The sequence below is a fragment of the Paucisalibacillus globulus DSM 18846 genome, from assembly GCF_000482485.1.
GTDB lineage: Bacteria > Bacillota > Bacilli > Bacillales > Amphibacillaceae > Ornithinibacillus > Ornithinibacillus globulus.
This window is the reverse complement of the sequence record NZ_KI519439.1, coordinates 110790-128868: the sequence shown is the minus strand read 5'-3', so window position 1 is coordinate 128868 and position 18079 is coordinate 110790. Positions and strand designations below refer to the sequence as shown.

Here is an 18079-nt window from a genome sequence, read left to right as displayed (position 1 = left end):
TTCATTGTCCTGTATATTTATTTATTTCAATATAGGTTGTGACATCGCAATTATCACAGTAAAACTCCATGGCATCTATGAAATCAACGATGATTTCATTATTTCCAGTCATATCCCCCGCCTTACTTTCTATTTCATTACCACAATCCTCACACGTTGTTTTATAGGTTTGTATAATCATTTTGCTCTGACTCATTTGGTATACTTCACCTCATACCTTCCTAGCTTTCCTTCTTGCCACTTCTGAATTACTTCCCCAAACCCTGTTATTGGCTTGTCTAGTTTTTCTAGTTTGCCATTTTTCACCCGGTAAAGAGCTTCTTCTTCAAGATTGATTTCTGTTGTATTTGCCATATGCCAACCCCCTAGTCTTCTTTTATTGCTTGTTTTAAACAAGAATCACATAAGCAACTTCTGTAGTTCTGTGGCTTTGTTTTGCATAATTTGCATTGTTTCATTTCTTGGTCCCTCCCTCTAACATATCTAAGAGACTATTAATCTCTTCTTTAATCCATCCAGATTCTTGTAACATGATTAATTCACGAATACGATTCACAATGTGTTGACGATTCTTTTTCTCAGCGACTAAATATTTAAAGCCATCCACTAATTCTTCTGCAGCCATATCTAACCAGTCATAATCATCTAGTGGATCCAATGGCTTGCCGTATTTGACAATACCCTTTTCCTCTTGTTCTTTGGCAATAACTTGAAATACATGTATGGAGTCTTCTAAGTGTTTTTTATTCATTATGTACATCTCCAAATGCTTTTGCAGCCTTATTCTTTTCTTCCACATGCATCCATTCCAACGTATACAAGGACAAATCTTCTAGCATTCTACCATCTATGGAAAGTTCTAAACCGAGAAATCTAAGTTGTCGAATCAAATAGTTTTTCCTTGCTTCTACTTCTGTTTCGCGTAAGCTCTGGTCTATAGATTCGAGTGTTTTCAATATCCATTCACCTGCCGTTCATGATTCACCTTATTTTTCTCAAGATATGCTTGTTCGATTTGTTCCCATGTGAAGTCTAACATTTCGCCTAATTTAACGAACTCACTAATCAACCACTGATATTCACTTCTTCTTGTGTGGACATTTCTTAATTTGCTAGCTATCTCGAATAACTCACTAAATACAAAAACCAAATCTGTTCGAGAGATTTTTCTAAACGGAATTTCTCTTATACCCAATTCCAACCCAATACTCAATATAAAGTGTAAGCAATCCACGTATTCTTCAAGGAGTGGGTTACTTGGGTTTTCTACACAATCACAAGTGGCTTTATCACCTAAATGTTGATTAGTGTTTTTCACCGGAATGTAATACCACCCTAATCCATTACAACGGTCACATTGCCTAAATGTAACCGGTTGTTGATTAACCTTCCAAAACTTAAACCCTCGCCACTCATTCGCTAACTCGCCTAATTCCACTTGTAAAGCAAGAATTTTCTTAGCGAGTCTATCCTCACCCTCTTGTCTAGGATGTTCTTCTTCGATATGTGCATCTAATCCAGCTTGTATTTCAAATAAATATTGTAGATTCATAGATTTACCCCCCTAATATTCTGTTGAAGCAATAATGCAAGGTGCTGTAAGATTTTCACTTTCGATTACCTGGGCATATGTTTTTCTAGCCAACAGATTATTTCCTTGCCTAATCATTTCTTGAGTCATTTGCAGCTCTTTAAGTGTTAGATCGTCAATATGAACTAATGTCGTTCCAACGTTAGGGTCAATTTCTTCAAAGTAATGGTCATCATATGCTTCTTCTTTGTCTAAGCCTGTTTGCTCCAAGTACCACTCAAGAGCTTGTTCTTCGCTTTCTGCGTAAATCCAATCGTATTCGTTTAATCGAAATACTTTCATTTTCATTCCCTCCTTCGCTTTTTATCCGAACTATGCGGTAAGAACATTAAAATCATAATTAGATTCAATGAACTTAATAGTCTTTTGTCTGTTGCAATCATTTCCTAAGTAAGTGTATATCTCCATCATTTCTTCCCAACTAAAATCTTTTTCTAGAAAGTCATTTACAATGGCTCTAATTCGCTTTTGCCAATAGTTACTAACCCCTTTGCAACTTGGTCTTGATAGCCACGCAAGTACTTTGCATTTTAGTTCCGTTTCAGTTTCCACATCTTCCAGTCTGAAATAAATGTTGTTTCTAGGTTCGATAATTATTTCAAAATTGTGGTTGATAAAACAATTTGGCGAATGAGTTTGAACAATTTTCATAAAACTTTTCACTAACTCTAGATTCATTTTCGTTCTCCTTTCCTTACTACGCATTTTCTCTCAATAAACTTCTCCAGTGTCTGATTCTTGTTCAAAACAAGAAGCACACCACATTTCCCCATCATCATCAAATTCATAATCTTTAAAGTAATCAACGTTAATTTCCTTTTTACACATGACACACTTATGAGAAACCATTATTACCACCCTCCTACTGCATAGTTTTTCTCAAAACAGATTATCTCCGAACTGCGCGTTACTTTTGATAAGTTGAGTAAGTTACCTCGATGCTTCTAATATACTTAAATTCCTCACCACAACTACCACATTCTGTTTCTTTTTCCTCTCCATCATCACCAGATAGTTCCCAACTATCCGATTGTTCAGAGCCACAATACGGACAAATTGCATCTGTCTCATATTCAAACTTTGTTCCTTCTTCTAATACCTTTGTTTCCTCAACAAAAGCTATTTTCTTTTCATCATTAATCACACTTGCAACGTAAGTTTTTCCATTAAAATTCAATTTGTCGTAAATATCTGGGCGTTTATTTAACTCTCCAAGATATGTCGTATTTGCTACTTCACCATTTTTCATAAAATCATGTAAATCCTTGGTTTCATAGTTTGTATAAATTGAATACATTTGTTTCTCTCCCTTACTTCGCATTTTGTCTCAATTGTTTCTCCGGAATGCGACATTAGCTAAAATCAATTTCTAATTCGTTTCTTAATGCTTCCCAACGTTCACTATCTTCGCTTTTAAGTTCTCCGTAACCTATTAAGTCACCATCTTGCATATATCTACTCCAGTATTCTTGGCAAGTAGCACACCAATAATTTCTTGATATATCTCCACCATCAACAGTTGTTATGGCTTGCATTTTAGAGCCTTTAAATACTTTTCTTGCACAACCAAAACAATGATGGTCTTTCCTTGTGGTGACAATTTTTTGTTCTAAAATATTCAATTACTTCACCTACCTTTTTATGTCGCATTTTGGTTCTTGCATAATGGGCATTTAACCTCGTAATCTTTGTTATACTGATACCCACATTCATTACATTGATTATTCAAAAATTCCACCTTCTTTGTGTCGCATTTTGGTTCAAAAAAGACTTAACTGTTCTTCTTTTCCGTTCAATCGTTTCCACATTGATTTAACAAAATCAGCAAAAGTAAACTTTTCAAACGCATACTTACCATCGCTTTCAAAATAGACAGTTATTTGTTTTTCATCAGTTGGACAACCAACCTTGCAACCACTTCCAGCAGCAAAGTCAACCGATAATAATTTATTGTTATAGCTAAAGGATCTAGCTGAGTCTTTGTGCATTCGGTAGACTGAGTTTTTAAAAGAATCGAAGTCTCCAGGCACTAACCAACCCTTTTCGATGTAGTGTTGATAAGATGATTCGTAAAACGTATTAAGCATTATTTCTTTCATTTCCTCACGATTCATTCACTCACCCTCAATCCCCAAATCCACCAGAACAATAGCATCCGTCTTCTTCTGTTTCTCCACTCTTCTAAGATGCGCCGGGGTTCCGTAAAATCGAACGGTATTAATCGAAACCCCTAGACGTTCAGCGCATTCTTTAGTAGTGCCGATAAACAAGAACTCGTCCCCGGCATATACCGCCCACTCTTTTTGCATTTTAGGTAAGTGATTTGCCACTGGTATCACCTACGTTTTCCTTCTGGCTCTAACACATACCTTCTTCCGCTAACTTCAAGCACGGTTGGAAGCTTTCCTTTTAATTTCTTAATCGTGACCACTGGACGGTACCGCTCATTTTTGGTGAATGTTCTAGGCATTGGAATCACCTTTTAGGGCTCTCAGTGCAATTCGGCTAAGAGCATAAGTCGAATCATTTTCCGAAGTAGGTTTTTTAATAGATTCCAAAGCCTGTTTGTAGCGTTGATTTTCTTCCAACAAACTATTTTTCTCACCATTCGTATCTAAAAAGTCATTTTGTATTTCGATTGCTGATTCATTCAATTCATACAACTCTTCTTCCAATTTTTCGATACGTTCTTCCATCTGTATCTTTTCTTCTTCTAGTCTTTGGTATTTCTTATCTACAAACTTTTCCGAGAATGAAAATTGTTCTTCCAAATCCTTCACTTTTTGTTCTAAAATAACCTTTTCTTCTGCTTGTTGGATTAAATAATCCCAATCCACCTTAGATAAATGCGCCCCTGGGTGTACTCCATGATTATCAATCATTGTTTGGTGTCTAATATCTTCCAACCTCTCCTGTTCAGTCACCTTTACCCCTCCACTTCCCGATATTCTTTATGAAATTGTGATTCTACTAATTGCTCTTTTTCTGTATCTGCAAAGCAATTTTTAAAATGAATAAAACCATCAACATCTTCATACAAAGCAAATACTAACGTAATTCCGTCTGTATAAAATCGCTCTATTTTGCGTTTTAGGCGGATTGTTTTCAATCTAGTTCCCTAGCTTTATTAAACTGTTCTTTCGTGATTTCAATATTCACTGGAGTATAGTGTTTCAGCCATTCTTCAACATCGAAGCTTATTACAGCGCTATCACCAAATCTTGCAATCATATTTTTCTTGTGATTAATACTCTCTTGTTTTAACTCTTCTAAATCCTCATCTGTAGGCTTTTGACGGTCATTTCTCCAAAACATCATTGCGCATTCAATATCTTCTGACAGCACATCAAGATTTTCGTCTGACCAATCTCCGTTATCTGGTCCGTTTGCTAGATAACGGTCTTTATTTTCTTTGTTTTGAAAAACCATTACTGGTACTTTTTCCACCTTTACCCCTCCTATAAGCAAATGTTCTTACTATCCCTTCGTGCCATCTCCGTCATACCATCTAGCTAGATTTACAAACTTCCCGTATTCTTTCAGAAACGCTAATTCTACAGTTCCGGTAGGACCATTACGTTGTTTGGAAAGAATAATTTCAATAATGTTTTGCTTTTCTGATTCTTTGTTGTAGTAATCATCTCGATATAAAAACCCAACTACATCTGCATCTTGTTCAATGTTTCCAGATTCTCTTAGGTCAGACATCATTGGGCGTTTATCTTGGCGTTGTTCTACCCCTCTGGATAATTGGGAAAGTAAAACAATTGGTGTGTTTAGTTCTTTTGCTAGAAGTTTTAAATCCCTTGTCATGGATCCAACCTCTAAGTCTCTGCGCTCATAACGTCCCGTAGATGTGATTAGCTGCAAGTAATCGATAATCACAAGGTGGCGTTCATCTGGAGCATTTTGAACAGCTTTTCGAATAGATGCCTTAATTTGGTTAATGGACCTTTCTTCTTCATAGGTGTGTAAATTCCAATTAGAGATAATTCCAATTGCATTCATGGAATTAGAATAATCCTCATTTGAAAAATTCATAGTTCGCCACTTTTGACCATCAACATTTGCTTCTGCTGATATGATGCGTTGGAGTAGTTGTTCAGCACCCATTTCTAAGCTAAATATGTGCGATGTTCCGCCATTTTCACAATGACCAGAAGCAATATTTAATGCGAATGCTGTTTTTCCCACCGATGGTCTAGCTGCGATGATAATCAAGTCCGTTGGTTGTAATCCACCAGTCATATTGTCGAAGTCGGTATAACCTGTTTGAAATCCTCTTTTAGACTCTTCCGGAGGCAATGCCATCTTTTCTGCGATGTCTAACAAGATATCTTTTGTTGTCTTTTCTTGATTAAAAATTCCAATGTCCTTCACTTTTTCTAGTTGAGTGAGTAACTTGTGCAATGATTCATCACTAGGGTTCTCTGAATATTGAATTGCTAGTTTACTAGTTTCTCTATTTCGATATGCCTCAAATACTGCACTTTCATAATCCTTTAATCCTTCTGTGCTTGGAACTGATCCAGCTAATTGTGATAAGTAAGAAACTCCGCCGATTTCATCTACATCTTTTTCTAACACCGTTACAACAGTAACTACGTTAATTTCCTGTTGTTTTTCTGATACAATTCTCATAGAGTCGAATATCTTTTGGTGTTTGATACTGTAAAAGTGTTTTGCTTCAAGTGTTAGATTTTGAAAAAGTGCCCCTTCTAGTAATACCGTTCCTATAACTGCCTGCTCTGCCTCCAAATGATGAATCATTTGCTTTTCTCCTGAATGAGTTTTATCATTTGTTCCCGAAATTGTAGTTTAGTAGATTCGGGTACTTGTGCTGCTTCAATTTCCCATTGGCGCATTTTTTCAAGATGTTCATTCTTTTCGGGTGCATATGCAGCAATCTCGGCAATAGTTGGTGGGAACTTGTTTTCTAGTGAATGTTGTTCAGCTTTTTCCATCACTCGCACAAAATCCATCTTTCTCATAAGTCTTGTCCAACTATCGACCTTAGGAGTTGAAACTTCGAATGAAGGGTATACACTTTTAAGCAACTTGAATAATTCAATTACTTGTTTGCGATCCATTCATAACTCCCTCCTTACAGGTTTTCCCAATCAACATCTCCAGAAGCTTTCTTTGGTCTGAAAGGTATCATGTTATTTAGATTTAACCTTTCTTTTGCTTCATCCTTGCTCGTATTGCGCATTATTCCGATTGTGTACTCTTCTTTTTTGCCACGATGTAAATCGATATGTGCTTTTAGAGCATATTCGATAACAAAGGGATTGTATTTTTGCCATTTAACCATGGTGCTGTAAATAACACTTTCAGATACCTTACCTGTTTTTCTAGTTTCTCTGATAACATCCCAATATTTTTTGCTTAATTGATTAAAATTATTGATTTGGGAAAAGACCGGCAATAAATCTTTGATTTTTGCCGTATAGTCTTTTTTTTCTTTTTCTTTTTCTTTTTCTTTTTCTTTTTGTCCCCTTGTCGTGGGCGAGTCGTGGTACGTATCGTAAATTTCTTTAATTTCATTTCGTTCAATGTGGCTTCCGACAAATTGGATAAACGATTCATCTTTCACGTCTTTCAACTCAGAACGAACGCAATCAATAACGGGTTTTCCACCTCGATTAAGGTTGTATTTACCCCAATTTTTTATGGCAATTTCTCTAGTGTCTGGGTTATACCGAATAATGCTGTGATGATTAATAAATCGGTCTAGAAGTGAATTGATGCTCTCAATCGAATATCCTGTATCAAATGCCATTTGCTTTTTTGTAATCTGATAAATACCAATTTGAGTAGTATTAGCATTTGTAAGGAGATAAAGGAAAAACAACTTGTCCTCTGGTGTCATTTCCTCTACTACCTTAGGATCGTCCCAAAACTCCGTGTGAACCATTCTATACTTTGCCATGATTACCCTCCTGTAATGAATTGTTTCTTTCACAAATCGCAAAACCATTTTCTATGTCAATTAAGGAATAATGGGGATAACGCTGCATATACTCTTTAGTAAGAGCTTGTACCTCTTGTTCGCTTTTTGCTTTCTTGAATATGCGTTTAGGAAGCAAAACTTTATATGGTACTAGCATTGGTTATCTCCAAATACATTTTTTAAAAACTTATAGCATTCCTTAATGTTGATGAATGCATCATGTAAATCATCTGTAACGACCTCGTATAGGCCTGAATTATTTAATAAAATGGTAAGACTACCTAGGCTAGTTCTTTGCCCTTTTTTGAGTTGTTTAAGCTTTAAATACATTGGATCAGTTTCAAATCCCAGGTAGTCATAAATCATAGTTTGATTCATGGTTTTCCTCCCTGTTTTACTTGTTATATCGAGGAAATTAAAGTAAACTATAGTTAGATGTTTTATTGCTCACGTTGCCGCGTGAGTTATTTTTTTGCCCTTTTTTGCTGTTCTTCTTCATAATCAATCACTAAACGAATCCCAATCATTGAACATATACTTCTAATTCCATCTAATCTATTGTCATAGCTTTGCATATATATTCCGAAAAAATCTTTTCCTTTTTTCATCCCTTCATTTAGTTTATTTACGATATGTTCAACTTCCTTTTTTATTGGTTCTATTTGGTATTCTCCCAACTGACAATAATCCCGTTTTTCAAACTTAGTAAGCGTTATTGATTTATACAACTAAAATTCACTCCTTTTCAAATATTAAAAATTACTACTATCGCTACAATTAACCACGCTACTGGAAAAACAAAGCCATTCGGATTAGTTGCTTCCCTATAAAATTCAACAAACTTCTTACTCATAAATATTCACCTGCATATGAAAGAGAAGTTTCTTTTGTTGCTGCTCTCCTTCGATTTGCTTGTATTTAAGCCAATCCCTATCGTGCTTTTCTTTAACTTCCTTCATGCGCCCTAATTCTTTTAATGATCTAGCAATGTTTTCGTGATATGCAGCTGCCTTTTCAAAATCCGCATGTGAAAATAATCCGATTGAGTTTATTAACAAGTAACCGTAACAATCTAATTCTTTATCTGCTTTATCTTGGTGTTCTGGTAAGAATAGTTGCTTCATGAAACTACCTCACTTTCCTCAAGAAACTTTTGCACAAAATATATTTGCCCTTTTCCAGTAACCTTTGGAGTTCTAGTTGTGCGTATTGAACCATTAGGATTGTTAATGGTGCGCTTTTTAATTTCGAATAATCCTTGGTCCATACTTCGTTGAGTTGGTAGATTATAAGATTCACCATGTTGGCGAATTAGGTAACCATTTTTTCTAAGCCATTCAAAAAGCCTATTTTGACCAATATCTACACCATTTTGTCTAAGTATCTTCGATAGTTCACCAATCAATACAGAAGAACTTGAAGTTTCAACAGCTTCAGCAAATAACACTTTTGGTTTTTGATGTTCGATGAGTTGCTCAGCTCGTCTCCTCTTTTGCTGTTCTTCTTTAAGACGGGTTGCAAGTTGAATCAATGTATCAGGATTTAAAAGCACTTCTTCAATCTTCTCAGGTGTTATGTATGCACTGTGTTTTCTTATTGAAGGAAGAACATCACGTTTGATCCAATTTTTGAATTCCTTTGCTTCTGCTTTTCTACTGGCAAAAATAAGTTCATATAACCCGGATTCATTTACGATATTTGCTGCACCTTGACGACCTAGATTGAATCTAGCCCGTTCATTTTCTTCTAATCTTTTTAAGGTATCAGTTGGATTTAATATCCCGAGAATATTGCAAACATCCTTAGCAACAAACCAAGGTTCGTTATTTCTTTCAATAATTCTTAATTGATGCCCCTCAAATACCTTTGTAATTGGATTCATTTTATTCACCTCACTTTAATTAATTTCCAAATCAATCACCTAAATCGCCTCTAAATTTACTTTTTCATACAGAGCAATCACCTCTGGATTTTCCTTTTCCCATTTCGGATTAACACTAAAAGGAATCTCGAATACTTCTTCCATATCCTTCATAAGTCTTTCAGCTGGAGCTATTCTTTTGGCAGGATCCATTTTCATAATTCTTTCGTAACGAGCCTTAAAAATTTTCAATGAGCCATTCAATTTGTTTCACCTCTTCCTCAAAACTGTAATTAGTTTCCCATCCCGTTTCACCACTTCCCGGGAATAACCAACGTGTAATTCTTTTTGCTTTTTTTCCCAACCATTTCCGTTGGATAATATCTCGCTTAATCCCGAAGGAACTGGAATCTGATGCCCGTCTAATTCAATGCTTGTTATTTTTAGAGTCATCTTTCTTCTCTTTCAGCAGATCTGCAACCATTTCTTTAAAAAGCTGTTCCTTCTTCTCTTGTTTAGTCATCCGCTTCACCCCTATTTTTTGACTATAGTCAACGTATCGTTGACTTAGTTTGTAAAAAAAATGGTCCACTCAACTTCTAGGACTTCACCAATCTTCTTTGCAATAGTAACGGAAGGCTGTCGCTTACCATTTTCAATATCATTATAGTACTGGCGGGATACACCGACTTCATCAGCCATTTCTTGTTGCGTTAATCCTTTTTCTTTCCTTTGAGACACTAAAGATTCATTCAATCATGAACACCTCAACTTTCTATCAAATATTCTTATTATAATAGGTTGTCGCCTATCCGTTGACTTAAATATAAATCAACGCTGTGCTGATGTCAACTATAAATTTACATTTAAAACAACTAATTTATGATTAATTTGTCCTATTTTGTCGCCTTTCTGTTGACAATAGTCAAAAGTATCCTTATTATAGATGTCAAAGGGGAGGACGAGAATAATGTATGGTAAAAAATTAAAAGAGTTAAGAGATTTAGAGGGATGGACTCAAGAAGATGTTGCAAAAAAGCTTGGGGTGACGAAACAAACTTATAGCAATTATGAGAATGAAAAAAGGAAACCAGGCTTGGATATGATTCAGAAACTATCTGAAGTATACCAAGTTGATATTGATAGGGTTTTTGGTAATGAGCCGGACATGATTGTACGGGAGAACGGCAAAACTTATGAAGTAGAATTTAAAGCTAATCATCTTTTGCAGATTCCTATACTCGGAACAATTGCAGCTGGAGAACCAATACTGGCCCAACAAAATATTTTAGGTTACGCTCCAGCTCCACCTATGATGAAACTACAAAATAGAAATGTTTTCTATCTTGAAATTAAGGGCGAAAGCATGAATAGGGAATTCACAAACGGTAGTTTCGTACTTGTTGAAAGAGGAGTACAGGTAGAAAACGGAGAAATAGCAGCCGTCCTTGTAAACGGTGATGAGGCTACTGTAAAGAAAATAAATAGAAAAGATAACATACTTACACTTATACCTATGAGTAATGATGAATCCTTTTATCCAGAAGCAATAAACTTAGAAAATACAGAAGTAAATATTATCGGAAAAGTTATCGGAGCTTTTAAACAATATTAAGGGAGGGATACTAATTGAAAGCAGCGCTATATATTCGTGTATCTACTAAAGAACAAATAGAGAACTACAGTATCCCAACTCAGAAGGAGCGTTTAGAAGCCTATTGTAAGTCAAAAGGTTGGGATATACACGATTTTTACATAGATGGCGGGTATAGTGGATCTAATATGGACAGACCAGAATTGCAACGAATGCTAAGAGAGATAAGAAACTTTGATGTTGTAATCGTATATAAGTTGGATCGTTTATCAAGGTCTCAGCGAGACACAATGGAATTGATTGAAGATAATTTCTTGAAAAATGAAGTGGAGTTTGTTTCTATCACCGAAACACTTGATACTTCATCCCCTTTTGGAAGAGCAATGATAGGGATCCTTTCCGTATTTGCCCAATTAGAAAGAGAAAACATTGCTGAAAGAATGCGGAATGGCCATATTAAGAGAGCCCAGGAAGGTTATGCAGCAATGGGAGGAGATTATGACCCCGCTGGATATAAACGAGAAGAAGGAAAACTTATTATTAAATCAGATGAAAAAGACCACATACAGAAAACTTTTGCCCTCTACGAGCAATACCACTCCATTACAAAAGTTCAAAACGAATTAAAGCTCCTAGGATACCCTGTGTGGCGTTTTAGAAGGTACCGAGACATATTGTCCAATAAACTGTATATCGGTTACGTGAGCTTTGCAGGAGAAAATTATAAAGGAGTTCATGAACCAATCATAACCGAGGAACAGTTTAATCGAGTCCAGACATTACTGGAAAGACATAAGGGACACAATGCACATAAAGCAAAAGAGAGCTTATTGTCTGGATTAATCACATGCTCTTGTTGTGGCGAACCCTATATGACTTATACTACTAATAGCAAGAAACATGGCAAATATCGTTACTACATCTGTAGAGCTAGAAGATTTCCATCGGAGTATCCGGAAAAATGCATGAATAAAACTTGGAATGGAAAAAAGTTAGAGAAGATAATTATAGAAGAACTGCAATTTTTGACCGTTGGTAAAGTAAATGAAGAAGATGCAAAGCCAAAAATAAATTATAAAGCTCAACTAAACAAAATTAATGAAAAGATTGAACGTATTTTAGGTTTATATGCTTCAGGTAAGTTTGAAATAGAAACCCTTGACAAACAGGTAGACATCCTTAATGCAGAGAAAGAAAGTTTAATTCAACGTCAAAAAGAAGAAACCGCTGAAAAAGGAATATCAGCGGAAGAGATACATGATCTAGTTATTAATCTAAAGGATGCAGACTTTAACACAAAACAAGCAGCCGTTCAAAAACTTATCAATCAAATAATGATTAACGGAGAGGACATTGAAATTGTATGGGCATTTTAATGTCCTCTTTTCCGTTTTCATGGTTGGCTAGTCAAACAGCCCAAATTAAAAATTCCTTTTTTCCTTCATTTATTACTTCAACTAGTTTATTAGAGGCAGTTTGCTGAGCACTAGTTAGAGTTCCTCGCCAACTTAATGGTGCATCATAACATGTCCACTTGGGAGCTTCACCAGTCCAACAAAATAAGGATTCACATTCCAAGACTCGTCCCATCTCAATACAGTTTCTACAATATAAATGTGTCTGATGACATTTTGCACATGGAATTATCCCAAATAAGAATCGTTTTTGATTTCCACATCGTTGACATTCATTATATAAAAGCTTTCTTTTGATAGAAGGGATTTTCGTAAAATGTGTAGATAACTCTAAGGGTAGTTCTTTTTGGAGTAGTATTTTTCCAATGTATGGACGATGCTCTTGAGAGGGAGACTCTTGAGGGGTTTTTAATAAGGAGGTCATTTACTCACTCACTTTCTATATATGTGGAAAGTTTATAAACTTTCCTTCTTCTGTAATTTTGACTGCCAGTTGTCCCTGGCAGTCCTACTATAAAAAAATAAAATGATTGCTTATTTATGCTTATTTATAATACCAACAAAATCCTACTGCGCCTTCCCCAACATGGGTTCCGATAACCGGACCAAAATAACTAATCATTGTTTCTACGTTAGGGTATTTTTCATTAAACTCATCTCGTAAACTTAGTGCATGTTCCTCATGGTTAGCATGAATAAATACAACCCTAGCAACTTTACCTGCTTTGGCATCTTCCTCAACCATTCCCATCACACGGTTAATTGCTTTTTTACGGGTACGAATTTTTTCAAATGGAACAATTACTCTATCAACAAAATGTAGAATCGGTTTTACTTGTAGCAAGCTACCCATAAGTGCTTGTGCACTACTTAATCTACCACCACGTTGGAGGTTTGTTAGGTCATCCACTACAAAGTATCCATTCATCGTCTCTTTCATTTCATTAAGTCTATCTATGATTTCTTCAGCTGTTTTATTTTCTTTAGCCATTTCTGCAGCTTCAAGTGCGTAAAACCCTTGAGCCATACAACTGATTTCTGAATCAAAAGCATACATTTCTATGCCTTCTACCATATCACCAGCACTTACTGCTGCTTGGTATGTTCCGCTAATACCACTTGATAGGTGAATGGAAATTACTGCATCATATTCCTTACTTAGCTCTTCTAACTTTTCAGTAAAAAGTCCAATTGCTGGCTGTGATGTAGTAGGTAGTTCTTTCATTTCTTTAATCTTCTGATAGAACTCCTCTGTTGTAATATCAACATCTTCTTGATACGTCTCATCCCCAAAGTTTACGCTTAACGGAATCATATGTATCCCATATGCCTTTCGCATATCTTCTGGGATATACGCTGTGCTGTCACTCATTACAGCAACCTTCATGCCAAGCTTCCTCCCCTTAATTATTTTTTATCAATGTAAATCCTTGTTTGCTTCTTATATTTTACATGAATGTGCTAGAAAATGCACCATGATATGAATAGGTATAAATTTTATATAATATTTCTCCACTCTTTCTCTTCTATTGTGTTATTATAGGATAAATTAACACAAAAATTAATATTTTTATAGTAATCGAGGTTATCAGATGAATACATTAGACAAGCAACTTCATGATTACTTAATGGGGAAAATATCCTCCATTACCGAGGAATGGCTAGAAACTAGAACAATAGAGGCAGGTTCAATATACTCTGCGGATACGAAACAGAAAGTGGAACAAATGCTTCGAGCACAAAATACACTAACCAACAAAACCGTGATCAGTGCTTTACTTAATAAGAAACATACTCTAGAGCAATATGTTGAAGAGTGGGTACATATTGTATCAGAAAGTAGGGTGAAGTCAGATACACCCACTTTTGAAGTCATTCATGCTCTTAACAATGCCAAAGATATTTTCTTTAAACGTGTTGTATCCTTTATTATGGAAAACGATGCACATATTTCTAAAGCCAATATCATTCGCTGGCATACCAAATTCAGCAAAGTTTTTAACACAATAACGACAAGATTTTCAGAAATGCACTATACTTTAATGAATCAACGCCTATCAAGTCAACAGGAATTAATTGATGAACTAAGTACACCAATTATACCTATTTCTGATAAAGTTGCAATATTACCTTTACAAGGAAATGTAGATACTACTAGAATGAAGCAAATTTATGAGACATTACCTGAAAAAGTCGTGGATTCGCAGGTTGAATATTTATTTATTGACTTATCCGGTATTCCCATAATGGATATTTTTGTAGCCAATGAACTTTGGCAAGTCATTTCGTTACTAAAAGTATTAGGAATAACTACAGCAATTTCTGGTGTACAAGTTGAAGTTGCCCATTCCTTAAATCACAATCAAAATAACTTTAAAGAGGTTCCAACATTTAGTACGTTAAAACAAGCTATAAAGATGATGGACATAGCGGACAGTATTTTGAAATAAAAGGGGTAAGGTTTCCAAGTATCTATTCCCATTATCTTTTGTATGACGGTATCAGATCACCTGTCTGCTACCGTTTTTTTATTGGGGCTTTCATTATGTTTGTTACTTTTACAGTTGAAGGAAACTGTGCGGTAACTAATTATCCTTGGTTGAGCAACGCACCCGCGGGGGAAATACACTTCGCTTTCCGTGGGCGGCTGGAGAGCCTCCTCACTCCTTCGTCGTTGCGGGGTCTCACCTAGGCCTGTCCTCCCACAGGAGTCTACGTGTATTTCCCCCGCTGATGTATATTGAAAAAGATTGAAAGCACTTATACTGAAAATATGTGATAAAACAATAAATACTTAGAAAACTCTAACTAGCGCAGGCAGAATACGTAGACTCCTGCGGGAACAGCACGTGTCCGAAGACCCCGCAGCGGCGTTTTTTTCGCGAGGAGGCTGAGGCCGTGCCCGCGGAAAGCGAAGTATTCTGCCGGAGCGATGTCATCGCACAAACTTTCACTAAGTAAGAATCAAGGAAGATTGTTACCGCGCAGTCTATACAAATTATGCCATTAGCAACACTCTCTCTAAAAACCGCTATTTAACATTGAAACAATACAAAGGTCATGCCTTTACTTGTGCTTTCCCTATCAAGAACAGAAATGGTTTGTGAACTATATGAGGAGTGAAAATATGAAGCCAAATTATAAAGAAAATGGTTCTTCTAATAGTATGGGACCGAAAATAAAAAGCTTAGTAGAAAAACAACTAGTCGAGGATTTAACACATTATGGAATAATTGAAAGTCAATATCGATTTGATTGGTCAGAAAGTTGTATTGAAGGACATGATACCGAGTACTTAGATGGGGTGGTAGAAAACTTCTCTGGTATTAAAATTTTTAACCAGAAAGATGAGTATATTGCTGAGGGCTGGATGGAATATATACATGAAAGTAGCCAAAATATTTTCTTAGTATACTGGGAATTCTTAAACCATTATCGTTCTGGAAAAGAGATTGTTATTAAAGAAAGTGTCGGAATTCCCCTACATATCTTTTATAAACTTCCAAAAAAACTTCAATATAAATATCAAACAGAAATATTAAAATGAGAATCCTAACTTACAAGAGGATTCTCATTTTAGTTTATTTATTATAAAACTTCTACCCAACCTTTACGGATTGCAGATACAACTGCTTGGGTACGGTCGTTTACATTCATTTTTTGTAGAATATTACTAACATGGTTTTTAACGGTCTTTTCACTGATGTACAGTGATTCAGCAACCGCACGATTACTCTTACCGTCTGCTAAAAGCTGTAGAACTTCGCATTCCCGTTTTGTTAAAAGATGTAGTGGGCGGTGGTACTCTATTCTACTAGAACCGACACCAACAGCTACCGTTTCTTTTGCTAATCGACGGTATTCTTGCACTAAATTATGGGTTACTTTTGGATGTAAGTATGACCCACCTTCACTTACCACTTTAATTGCTTCGATTAATGAATTCGAATCCATTTCTTTCAATAAGTATCCTTGTGCACCTGTTTTCAGGGCATGGGTTACATAACTTTCATCATCATGGATAGAAAGAATGATTACTTTTGAATTTGGATGATTACGAACCAACTCAGCAGTAGCTTGTACACCATTCATGTTTGGCATATTAATGTCCATTAAAATAACATCTGGGTTGTAATCTTTCACAAGCTTAGCAGCCATGCTACCATCATCACCCTCTGCCACAACATCAAACGATGGTTCAAACTCTAAAATACGTTTTACCCCTTCACGGAACAACTTGTGATCATCAATTAATACGATACTAACTGTTTTTTCGAAACTCATTGTCTTTTCCTCCCCAATACGCAATATTTAAATTTACCTATTACGCTCTATGATAGACAACAATCATTTATCTCTATTTGTTTTATTATAGAAGAGCTCTTTCATAAGGAACTCGTATTGCTATCTTTGTGCCCAATCCAATAGTTGACTTAATTTCCATTATACCATCAAACATCTCTACACGCTCTTTCATTCCCATTAAGCCAAATGATTTATCTTTTTTAATGGTAGGATCGAAGCCTTTACCATTATCGGAAATTACTAGATTTATGTTTCTCTTGCAAATTTCCATTTTAACAGTAATTAAAGTAGCTTCTGCGTGTTTAACAGCATTTTGGATTGCCTCTTGTGCTAATCTAAAAAAGGCAATTTCATATTTTTGATTAATTCGCTTTACTTCCCCAATAGAAGTAAATTCTATTTTTATATTGCTATATTCAGATGTGGTATTTATATATTTTTTAATAGTAGGAATTAACCCTAAGTCATCAAGTGCCATTGGTCTTAAATCATAAATAATGCGGCGAACCTCGTAAAGTGATGTGCGAACCATTTTACGCATACTCTTTATCTCAGCTAACGCATCCTCTGTACTACCTTCTCTAAATGTACGATCCACCAGTTCTGAACGAAGCAAAATATTCGCTAGCATTTGAGCAGGTCCATCATGAATTTCTCTTGATATACGCTTACGTTCTTCTTCTTGTGCTTCAATAATTTTCAAACCAAATTCTTGTTTCTCTTTTGCTTCTGCAATCATTTCATTTACTTGCCTAAAGTCGTCAGTTAAGTAGTTGAGTATTACCGATATTTTGTTTGCAAGGTTCTCAGCACGCTTAATGGTATTATCTAAGTTTAGTAATCTTCTTTCTAAGTCATCACGTTTCATGCGTAATGCCCGTTCCTCTTGACGAAGCATTGCTAGCTTGGTTTGAAGCTCATGTGTAGATTCATAAACTTCACGGATTTCTTCTTCAGAATAACGGTCGAAATACTTGCTTACTTCCGATAAACGTCTTCTAGAATAGCGAACATTTTGCTCAAGCTTATCTCCGTCCTCTATGTAGTCAAGAACTTTTTGCTTTGTATACTCTAATTCCATAAGCAAACGCTCATGCTCCGAACGAGCCTCTTCACTTATATGAAAAATCTCGCCCTTACTATTTTCAACGACATCAACCATTTCATCAAGGATATAGTCTAAATCTTTATCCCTAGTTTTCACTGCCATCAGCACTCACCAACCTATGGTATAATTATACGTGCTATTACGTTTTTTTTATAGGGTTTAATAGAAAATTTTTATAAAAGTGTATAAATATTTATTAAACTCTAGTAGTTAATACCCAAACTTTTCTATTATTAAACATGTTTTTATTAG

General features: G+C 35.6%; 33 protein-coding genes. 4 read left to right on the top strand and 29 right to left on the bottom strand.

The window, feature by feature from the left end:
• Nucleotide 1 precedes the first annotated feature (1 nt).
• The 26 genes from K332_RS0119250 to K332_RS0119110 all read right to left on the bottom strand — a co-directional run bounded on the left by K332_RS0119250 (nt 2) and on the right by K332_RS0119110 (nt 10161).
• Complete coding sequence (locus K332_RS0119250; RefSeq protein ID WP_026908937.1) at nt 2–196, bottom strand: hypothetical protein; 195 nt, start codon at nt 194–196, stop codon at nt 2–4.
• Nucleotides 193–354: a DUF3954 domain-containing protein gene (locus K332_RS23785; protein WP_084288141.1), complete on the bottom strand. Its 162-nt coding sequence runs from the start codon at nt 352–354 to the stop codon at nt 193–195. The genes K332_RS0119250 and K332_RS23785 overlap by 4 nt, the downstream gene beginning before the upstream one ends.
• Before the next feature lie 100 nt (nt 355–454).
• Complete coding sequence (locus K332_RS23400) at nt 455–751, bottom strand: hypothetical protein (protein ID WP_051359543.1); 297 nt, start codon at nt 749–751, stop codon at nt 455–457.
• The gene (locus K332_RS0119235) at nt 744–956 is read right to left on the bottom strand and encodes a hypothetical protein (RefSeq protein WP_245604767.1); all 213 of its coding nucleotides are present in this window, start codon (nt 954–956) and stop codon (nt 744–746) included. Before K332_RS0119235 ends, K332_RS23400 begins: the two co-directional genes overlap by 8 nt.
• Complete coding sequence (locus K332_RS0119230) at nt 953–1552, bottom strand: dUTP diphosphatase (RefSeq protein WP_026908935.1); 600 nt, start codon at nt 1550–1552, stop codon at nt 953–955. Before K332_RS0119230 ends, K332_RS0119235 begins: the two co-directional genes overlap by 4 nt.
• Before the next feature lie 12 nt (nt 1553–1564).
• Entirely contained in the window at nt 1565–1873 is a 309-nt protein-coding gene (locus tag K332_RS0119225) for a hypothetical protein (RefSeq protein ID WP_051359542.1), read from the bottom strand.
• Between the two features lie 30 nt (nt 1874–1903).
• A complete protein-coding gene (locus K332_RS0119220) occupies nt 1904–2269 on the bottom strand; it encodes a hypothetical protein (protein WP_026908933.1) in 366 nt (121 codons plus the stop codon).
• A 33-nt stretch (nt 2270–2302) separates the two neighbouring features.
• Nucleotides 2303–2440 (bottom strand): hypothetical protein, encoded by a 138-nt coding sequence (locus K332_RS24065; protein WP_156914237.1) that lies wholly within the window; start codon nt 2438–2440, stop codon nt 2303–2305.
• A 58-nt stretch (nt 2441–2498) separates the two neighbouring features.
• Nucleotides 2499–2888: a hypothetical protein gene (locus K332_RS22935; RefSeq protein ID WP_036689382.1), complete on the bottom strand. Its 390-nt coding sequence runs from the start codon at nt 2886–2888 to the stop codon at nt 2499–2501.
• A gap of 55 nt (nt 2889–2943) precedes the next feature.
• Nucleotides 2944–3213, bottom strand: coding sequence for a hypothetical protein (locus K332_RS0119205; protein ID WP_026908932.1), 270 nt, complete (start codon nt 3211–3213; stop codon nt 2944–2946).
• Between the two features lie 138 nt (nt 3214–3351).
• A complete protein-coding gene (locus K332_RS0119200; RefSeq protein WP_026908931.1) occupies nt 3352–3705 on the bottom strand; it encodes a hypothetical protein in 354 nt (117 codons plus the stop codon).
• The gene (locus K332_RS0119195; protein ID WP_342665476.1) at nt 3706–3921 is read right to left on the bottom strand and encodes a helix-turn-helix transcriptional regulator; all 216 of its coding nucleotides are present in this window, start codon (nt 3919–3921) and stop codon (nt 3706–3708) included.
• A 5-nt stretch (nt 3922–3926) separates the two neighbouring features.
• Nucleotides 3927–4061 carry a hypothetical protein gene (locus K332_RS24740; protein WP_281170935.1) on the bottom strand — a complete coding sequence of 45 codons (135 nt, stop codon included), beginning with the start codon at nt 4059–4061 and terminating at the stop codon, nt 3927–3929.
• Nucleotides 4054–4515 carry a hypothetical protein gene (locus K332_RS0119185; protein ID WP_026908929.1) on the bottom strand — a complete coding sequence of 154 codons (462 nt, stop codon included), beginning with the start codon at nt 4513–4515 and terminating at the stop codon, nt 4054–4056. Before K332_RS0119185 ends, K332_RS24740 begins: the two co-directional genes overlap by 8 nt.
• 2 nt (nt 4516–4517) lie before the next feature.
• Nucleotides 4518–4700, bottom strand: a complete 183-nt coding sequence (locus K332_RS0119180) for a hypothetical protein (RefSeq protein WP_026908928.1) — start codon at nt 4698–4700, stop codon at nt 4518–4520.
• Nucleotides 4697–5038 carry a hypothetical protein gene (locus K332_RS0119175; RefSeq protein ID WP_051359541.1) on the bottom strand — a complete coding sequence of 114 codons (342 nt, stop codon included), beginning with the start codon at nt 5036–5038 and terminating at the stop codon, nt 4697–4699. The genes K332_RS0119180 and K332_RS0119175 overlap by 4 nt, the downstream gene beginning before the upstream one ends.
• A 30-nt stretch (nt 5039–5068) precedes the next feature.
• Nucleotides 5069–6361 carry a replicative DNA helicase gene (dnaB, locus tag K332_RS0119170; RefSeq protein WP_026908926.1) on the bottom strand — a complete coding sequence of 431 codons (1293 nt, stop codon included), beginning with the start codon at nt 6359–6361 and terminating at the stop codon, nt 5069–5071.
• Nucleotides 6358–6681 carry a replicative helicase loader/inhibitor gene (locus tag K332_RS23395; RefSeq protein ID WP_051359540.1) on the bottom strand — a complete coding sequence of 108 codons (324 nt, stop codon included), beginning with the start codon at nt 6679–6681 and terminating at the stop codon, nt 6358–6360. Before K332_RS23395 ends, dnaB begins: the two co-directional genes overlap by 4 nt.
• 14 nt (nt 6682–6695) lie before the next feature.
• Nucleotides 6696–7523, bottom strand: a complete 828-nt coding sequence (locus tag K332_RS24310; RefSeq protein WP_051359539.1) for a hypothetical protein — start codon at nt 7521–7523, stop codon at nt 6696–6698.
• Entirely contained in the window at nt 7510–7701 is a 192-nt protein-coding gene (locus tag K332_RS0119155; protein WP_026908925.1) for a hypothetical protein, read from the bottom strand. The genes K332_RS24310 and K332_RS0119155 overlap by 14 nt, the downstream gene beginning before the upstream one ends.
• Nucleotides 7695–7922 (bottom strand): hypothetical protein, encoded by a 228-nt coding sequence (locus tag K332_RS0119150; RefSeq protein ID WP_026908924.1) that lies wholly within the window; start codon nt 7920–7922, stop codon nt 7695–7697. The genes K332_RS0119155 and K332_RS0119150 overlap by 7 nt, the downstream gene beginning before the upstream one ends.
• A gap of 86 nt (nt 7923–8008) precedes the next feature.
• Nucleotides 8009–8272 (bottom strand): hypothetical protein, encoded by a 264-nt coding sequence (locus K332_RS0119145; protein WP_026908923.1) that lies wholly within the window; start codon nt 8270–8272, stop codon nt 8009–8011.
• A gap of 117 nt (nt 8273–8389) precedes the next feature.
• Nucleotides 8390–8668: a hypothetical protein gene (locus tag K332_RS0119135; RefSeq protein WP_026908922.1), complete on the bottom strand. Its 279-nt coding sequence runs from the start codon at nt 8666–8668 to the stop codon at nt 8390–8392.
• On the bottom strand, nt 8665–9426 hold the full coding sequence (locus K332_RS0119130) for a phage antirepressor (RefSeq protein ID WP_026908921.1): 762 nt from the start codon (nt 9424–9426) through the stop codon (nt 8665–8667). Before K332_RS0119130 ends, K332_RS0119135 begins: the two co-directional genes overlap by 4 nt.
• 39 nt (nt 9427–9465) lie before the next feature.
• Complete coding sequence (locus K332_RS0119125; protein ID WP_026908920.1) at nt 9466–9669, bottom strand: hypothetical protein; 204 nt, start codon at nt 9667–9669, stop codon at nt 9466–9468.
• A gap of 303 nt (nt 9670–9972) precedes the next feature.
• Nucleotides 9973–10161: a helix-turn-helix transcriptional regulator gene (locus tag K332_RS0119110; RefSeq protein WP_026908918.1), complete on the bottom strand. Its 189-nt coding sequence runs from the start codon at nt 10159–10161 to the stop codon at nt 9973–9975.
• A 214-nt stretch (nt 10162–10375) separates the two neighbouring features.
• On the opposite strand from K332_RS0119110, the gene K332_RS22920 reads away from it, so the two are divergent.
• Both K332_RS22920 and K332_RS0119100 read left to right on the top strand, forming a co-directional pair.
• A complete protein-coding gene (locus K332_RS22920; RefSeq protein WP_036689378.1) occupies nt 10376–11020 on the top strand; it encodes a LexA family protein in 645 nt (214 codons plus the stop codon).
• A gap of 14 nt (nt 11021–11034) precedes the next feature.
• Nucleotides 11035–12375: a recombinase family protein gene (locus tag K332_RS0119100; protein ID WP_026908917.1), complete on the top strand. Its 1341-nt coding sequence runs from the start codon at nt 11035–11037 to the stop codon at nt 12373–12375.
• A gap of 583 nt (nt 12376–12958) precedes the next feature.
• Here the strand turns inward: K332_RS0119100 and K332_RS0119090 are convergent.
• On the bottom strand, nt 12959–13801 hold the full coding sequence (locus K332_RS0119090) for a DegV family protein (protein WP_026908915.1): 843 nt from the start codon (nt 13799–13801) through the stop codon (nt 12959–12961).
• A 205-nt stretch (nt 13802–14006) separates the two neighbouring features.
• Between K332_RS0119090 and K332_RS0119085 the strand changes: the two genes are divergently transcribed.
• Both K332_RS0119085 and K332_RS0119080 read left to right on the top strand, forming a co-directional pair.
• A complete protein-coding gene (locus K332_RS0119085) occupies nt 14007–14864 on the top strand; it encodes an STAS domain-containing protein (RefSeq protein ID WP_026908914.1) in 858 nt (285 codons plus the stop codon).
• A gap of 677 nt (nt 14865–15541) precedes the next feature.
• Nucleotides 15542–15961 (top strand): hypothetical protein, encoded by a 420-nt coding sequence (locus K332_RS0119080; RefSeq protein ID WP_026908913.1) that lies wholly within the window; start codon nt 15542–15544, stop codon nt 15959–15961.
• 41 nt (nt 15962–16002) lie between these two features.
• On the opposite strand, the gene K332_RS0119075 is transcribed toward K332_RS0119080, so the two are convergent.
• Nucleotides 16003–16698, bottom strand: a complete 696-nt coding sequence (locus K332_RS0119075) for a response regulator (RefSeq protein WP_026908912.1) — start codon at nt 16696–16698, stop codon at nt 16003–16005.
• An 85-nt stretch (nt 16699–16783) separates the two neighbouring features.
• Entirely contained in the window at nt 16784–17929 is a 1146-nt protein-coding gene (locus tag K332_RS0119070) for a sensor histidine kinase (protein WP_026908911.1), read from the bottom strand.
• Between the last annotated feature and the right edge of the window lie 150 nt (nt 17930–18079).